The sequence below is a fragment of the Blautia sp. NSJ-175 genome (assembly GCF_022867815.1).
Lineage (GTDB): Bacteria > Bacillota > Clostridia > Lachnospirales > Lachnospiraceae > Blautia > Blautia celeris.
In genome coordinates, this window is record NZ_JALIFQ010000054.1 from 1 (window position 1) to 4,822 (window position 4,822).

The following is a 4,822-nucleotide window of genomic DNA, read 5'->3' on the forward strand; positions in this document are numbered from 1 at the left end:
GCTGAACTGGTAAACCCTATCTTTACAAAGGACGGGGACAATGTGAAAGTCAAAGTTGCTGTGAAATTCCTTGATAATCAGACAAAGGCTACACAAATATCGCAGTATGAACTTGTGCTACATAAGGATAGCAACTGGAAGATTGTAGGATAATAAAATATGGAAAGTTTGCTTGACATTCTTTACTTGCAGGAGTATCATAAGATTAGAAAAGGAAAGCAAACTTTCCATTTGTTCAAGAAAGGGGTATGTTGTGAAAAATCGTTTAGAAGAATTACGAAAACAAAGAGGTATTAAACAAGAAGATTTAGCGACTGCTCTTGAAGTATCTCGTCAAACAATAGGCTCTTTAGAAAATGGACGCTACAATCCCTCTATTATCTTAGCTTTTAAAATTGCAAGGTACTTTCAAATGAGTATTGAAGAAATATTTATTTATGAGGAGGAAAGCAAATGAAACATAAGATACAAAAAGTTGAATTATTTATCGGTGTAATAATCTTTTTAGGTGGTTTACTAACTTATGGTTTAGGCGTACACCAACTATTGCCCGTACCTCGTCCAGATTTGGTTGTCTATGGTACAACGCTTATTGGAATAATATTGATTTTTATGGGTTGTGATATATTCAGTAAGCCAACAAAAGAAATGCAAATATTAGAAAATGATGAAAGAAATATCGCAATTACTAATGCTTCTCTTGCGAATGCTTATAAAGTAACACTTACATTATTGGTTCTTGTATTATTTGCTCTTGTCTTTATGGGATATATGAGTAAAGTTGTGTTTTTTTCGATAGCAGGAGTTATTGCTATCGGACAAATTACATGGGTTATAACAGCTCGTTATTTAGATAAAAATACGTCTTAATTCTTCAAGTATTTTTAGTTTTTCCTTCTCCATAACTACGCCCCATTCTTTTTTTGTATAGTAATATTGTATCATTAAGAATCACAAATCACAAGTGATTTGTGATTAATCACTTGTGATTTGTGATAAGTGATTTGTGATTAATATATAAAAGCCCTCTTTAAAGGGCTTTTATGTTTATTTTGAAAAAGAGATAAAATCAATATATCCCTTTTCCCCAATTTTTACAACGGCATTGTAGGGCTTTTTCTCTTTGTTTTTGATTCCTTTTACCAGGGTTTCTTTTCCCTCCAGTAATTCTTTTACATTCGTTTTGGTTAGTTTTTTCTTTCTAAAATGTTCAGCTAAAGTAAACTTACATTCAGGATAATTTGAACAACCATAAAACGATTTTTTTAATACAATATTGTTGCCACACTTAGGACATTTTCCTACAAGGGGTCCCGAGCGCTTAGTGGGAATTTGTACCCCTTATCGATACAAATTCCCCGTAGGCGCTAGGGACCTCTTTAGCTTCTTGGAAGCTGTCAGTAGTATATCTAATAATTTATCTCCATTCCCTTTAGTAACGTGTAACTTTCCAAATTTAAAAAAGCGACTCATAGAATTATTTCCTCCCGTTAAATAATAGATAACTATTAAAAATAGACAATACTTGCTCATAAGTAACGGTACTTAAATTGTTTACTTTGGCGTGTTTCATTGCTTGATGAAACTGATTTTTAGTAAACAGTTGACGATATTCTCGATTGACCCATTTTGAAACAAAGTACGTATATAGCTTCCAATATTTATCTGGAACATCTGTGGTATGGCGGGTAAGTTTTATTAAGACACTGTTTACTTTTGGTTTAGGATGAAAGCATTCCGCTGGCAGCTTAAGCAATTGCTGAATCGAGACTTGAGTGTGCAAGAGCAACCCTAGTGTTCGGTGAATATCCAAGGTACGCTTGTAGAATCCTTCTTCAACAATCAGATAGATGTCAGACGCATGGCTTTCAAAAACCACTTTTTTAATAATTTGTGTGCTTAAATGGTAAGGAATACTCCCAACAATTTTATACCTCTGTTTGTTAGGGAATTGAAACTGTAGAATATCTTGGTGAATTAAAGTGACACGATTGTTCAGTTTTAATTTTTCTGACGATAAGTTGAATAGATGACTGTCTAATTCAATAGACGTTACCTGTTTACTTATTTTAGCCAGTTTCGTCGTTAAATGCCCTTTACCTGTTCCAATTTCGTAAACGGTATCGGTTTCTTTTAAATTCAATTGTTTTATTATTTGGTTGAGTACTTTTTCACTCGTTAAAAAGTTTTGAGAATATTTTATATTTTTGTTCATGTAATCACTCCTGAAGTGATTACATCTGTAAATAAATACAGAAGTTAAACGATTTGTTTGTAATTTTAGTTATCTGTTTAAAAAGTCATAAGATTAGTCACTGGTAGGAATTAATCTAACGTATTTATTTATCTGCGTAATCACTGTTTTTAGTCTGTTTCAAAGCAGTAGATGTTTTATCTACATTACGCATTTGGAATACCAACATGACGAATCCCTCCTTCTTAATTACAAATTTTTAGCATCTAATTTAACTTCAATTCCTATTATACACAAAATTTTAAGATACTGCAATATCAACACACTCTTAAGTTTGCTTCTAAGTCTTATTTCCATAACTTCTTTTACGTTTCCGCCATTCTTTGCTGTTTCGATTTTTATGATATGGTGCAAGTCAGCACGAACACGAACCGTCTTATCTCCCATTATATCTTTTTTTGCACTGATTGGTGTATCATTTCGTTTTTCTTTTTGTGCGCCTAAATTTCCCACAATCACTCACTTCTTTCTATTTCTTCTTATTCTTATTTTATCATCAACAATCACAAATCACTTGTGATTTGTGATAAGTGATTTGTGATAAGTGATTTGTGATTAATATATAAAAGCCCTCTTTAAAGGGCTTTTATGTTTATTTTGAGAAAGATATAAAATCAATATATCCCTTTTCCCCAATTTTTACAACGGCATTGTAGGGCTTTTTCTCTTTGTTTTTGATTCCTTTTACCAGGGTTTCTTTTCCCTCCAGTAATTCTTTTACATTCGTTTTGGTTAGTTTTTTCTTTCTAAAATGTTCAGCTAAAGTAAACTTACATTCAGGATAATTTGAACAACCATAAAACGATTTTTTTAATACAGAAAATGTAGTCTTTTGAAAGGTGGAATTAACAATGAAGAAAAAATTATCATTTATCATTGAGATTATTATAGGTATAATCTTTATATGTTTTGGATATTTCGTTATTGATACTGATTATTACGCTACACTTTTTTACGCAATGGGGTTCGGTTTAGCTTTTGCTTCTGGTGTTCAATTATTGAAAATTTGTTATTATGAAATGCCAAAAAATAAAGAAAAATTACAAAATATAAATAGAGAAAATCACATCAATAATGTTGATGAAAGAAAAATATTTTTAAGAATGAAAGCTGGTTCTTTAGTATATCAGTTAATGACTTTCGTGTACTTGTTTGTTGCTTTTGTACTTGCGTTACTTCATATTGAAGCATGGATTATAGGCATTATATTTGGTTTATTCCTACTGCAAACATTTTTAGGGATTATTCTATATAAGCATTTTGAAAAACATTTCTAAAACATTCAGTAAATTGTGACGAGGTAATACTATGATAGGACTTAAAAAACGAGATATTAAAAAAGCATTGAAAGCTGGTGCAAAAGCTGGCGGTGTGTCATTAGCTGATGTTCGAGCTGATATTGAAGCGACGATTGATGAAGCTATGAACAGCACCGACCCAGAAGTGCAGGAGAATTTCAGAAAGTATTTTGGAAATAAACGCCCTACTCCAGAAGAATATATTTACAAGATTACAAAAAAGACAAAAGTTTAATAGAAATCAAGTGCTGTAAGGGGGCTTGTGTCATGGAAAGTTTTAAGCATAATCTTATACGGTCATACACTACCTAACAGCATTTTATTAACAACTGAATATCTCACAGCTTTAATAGCTCGTACAGACTATATGTTTTGTGCGGGCTTTTTTTGTACCCGAAAAAATTTTTTCATTTTTTTTCAAAATCATGCAACAAATCACACCTTGCTGTACAGATATGGTGCGGAAAGAGGGATAAACACTTTTCACGTCATAACGGAAAGGGGGTGTGATGATATGAAACCGTCGGACTTCCAAAAGACAATACAATGTCAATTTGACTGCAAGCTCAAACGTGTAGTGAAAGGCATTGTCCGTAATTATCGCAAAGAATTAAAGCGACGAAGAAATAAGGAAATTTCCTATTGTGAACTTCCAGAAATCGTCGTAGAAAAGCTGGCAGTCTGGGACGAATACGAAAGCGATTATACCGCCTTTGATGTATGTGGTATTGAGGTTCGTGTCCTTGATGATGATTTAGCAGAAGCGATTAAGTATCTGTCTGAAAAAGACAGAGAAATCTTGTTGATGTATTTCTTCTTAGGCATGAGCGATACAGAAATCGGCGACAGATTAAAGATTAACCGTTCAACGTCGTTCCGCAGTAGGAAGAACTCACTTGAAGAAATCAAGAAAAAATTAAAGGAGAACATGAATGATGAATAACACACGCCCGTCATTTTACCTTATTTCGTCGGCTGTGGACGGCAACGTAAATGCGATTGAAAAGATACTGGCGTTGTATGACCCGTACATATCAAAATGTTGTTTGCGTCCGTTCTACGACAAATATGGTAATGTCTGCATAGTCGTAGACATGGAATTAAAAGGACGTATCAGAGAAGCACTTATCAAAATGATTTTGGACTTTGATATTCCTTTAGAAACCGAAGAATAACAAGCAGTAACCGCAGAGCATGATTTGTTCAATCCCCTCTTTCCTGCTCTGCCCCTGCTTTTACATGAAAGCAACACGCTTTCGCCACAGCTCTT

General features: G+C 33.3%; 11 protein-coding genes and 1 pseudogene. 7 read left to right on the forward strand and 5 right to left on the reverse strand.

Translation table 11 applies throughout. From position 1 onward, the window contains the following. The 3 genes from MUB35_RS30175 to MUB35_RS30185 form a co-directional block, all read left to right on the forward strand. Positions 1–153: conjugal transfer protein (locus MUB35_RS30175; RefSeq protein ID WP_244807371.1), on the forward strand; the 153-nt coding region annotated here is incomplete at its 5' end. A gap of 100 nt (positions 154–253) precedes the next feature. Continuing rightward, on the forward strand, positions 254–457 hold the full coding sequence (locus MUB35_RS30180) for a helix-turn-helix transcriptional regulator (protein WP_008787624.1): 204 nt from the start codon (positions 254–256) through the stop codon (positions 455–457). Continuing rightward, on the forward strand, positions 454–870 hold the full coding sequence (locus tag MUB35_RS30185; RefSeq protein ID WP_008787625.1) for a hypothetical protein: 417 nt from the start codon (positions 454–456) through the stop codon (positions 868–870). The genes MUB35_RS30180 and MUB35_RS30185 overlap by 4 nt, the downstream gene beginning before the upstream one ends. Before the next feature lie 177 nt (positions 871–1,047). Here the strand turns inward: MUB35_RS30185 and MUB35_RS30190 are convergent, their stop codons facing one another. From MUB35_RS30190 to MUB35_RS30210, 5 genes and pseudogenes are all read right to left on the reverse strand, one after another. Next, complete coding sequence (locus MUB35_RS30190; protein ID WP_002326770.1) at positions 1,048–1,332, reverse strand: topoisomerase C-terminal repeat-containing protein; 285 nt, start codon at positions 1,330–1,332, stop codon at positions 1,048–1,050. A 145-nt stretch (positions 1,333–1,477) separates the two neighbouring features. Further along, entirely contained in the window at positions 1,478–2,215 is a 738-nt protein-coding gene (gene erm(B) / locus MUB35_RS30195; protein WP_048791320.1) for a 23S rRNA (adenine(2058)-N(6))-methyltransferase Erm(B), read from the reverse strand. 124 nt (positions 2,216–2,339) lie between these two features. Next, on the reverse strand, positions 2,340–2,423 hold the full coding sequence (locus tag MUB35_RS30200; RefSeq protein WP_117844860.1) for a 23S rRNA methyltransferase attenuation leader peptide: 84 nt from the start codon (positions 2,421–2,423) through the stop codon (positions 2,340–2,342). Positions 2,424–2,471: 48 nt separating this feature from the next. Then, positions 2,472–2,641: pseudogene (locus MUB35_RS30205) on the reverse strand (MLS leader peptide). A 205-nt stretch (positions 2,642–2,846) separates the two neighbouring features. Continuing rightward, positions 2,847–3,131 carry a topoisomerase C-terminal repeat-containing protein gene (locus MUB35_RS30210; protein WP_008787627.1) on the reverse strand — a complete coding sequence of 95 codons (285 nt, stop codon included), beginning with the start codon at positions 3,129–3,131 and terminating at the stop codon, positions 2,847–2,849. Between MUB35_RS30210 and MUB35_RS30215 the strand changes: the two genes are divergently transcribed. The 4 genes from MUB35_RS30215 to MUB35_RS30230 all read left to right on the forward strand — a co-directional run bounded on the left by MUB35_RS30215 (position 3,106) and on the right by MUB35_RS30230 (position 4,727). Then, positions 3,106–3,531: a hypothetical protein gene (locus tag MUB35_RS30215; protein ID WP_008787628.1), complete on the forward strand. Its 426-nt coding sequence runs from the start codon at positions 3,106–3,108 to the stop codon at positions 3,529–3,531. The two genes, MUB35_RS30210 and MUB35_RS30215, sit on opposite strands and share 26 nt — an antisense overlap. Before the next feature lie 31 nt (positions 3,532–3,562). Beyond that, the gene (locus tag MUB35_RS30220; RefSeq protein WP_008787629.1) at positions 3,563–3,787 is read left to right on the forward strand and encodes a hypothetical protein; all 225 of its coding nucleotides are present in this window, start codon (positions 3,563–3,565) and stop codon (positions 3,785–3,787) included. 279 nt (positions 3,788–4,066) lie between these two features. Then, positions 4,067–4,495 (forward strand): RNA polymerase sigma factor, encoded by a 429-nt coding sequence (locus MUB35_RS30225; protein WP_008787630.1) that lies wholly within the window; start codon positions 4,067–4,069, stop codon positions 4,493–4,495. Further along, on the forward strand, positions 4,488–4,727 hold the full coding sequence (locus tag MUB35_RS30230; RefSeq protein WP_025487352.1) for a helix-turn-helix domain-containing protein: 240 nt from the start codon (positions 4,488–4,490) through the stop codon (positions 4,725–4,727). Before MUB35_RS30225 ends, MUB35_RS30230 begins: the two co-directional genes overlap by 8 nt. The last annotated feature ends 95 nt before the right edge of the window (positions 4,728–4,822 follow it).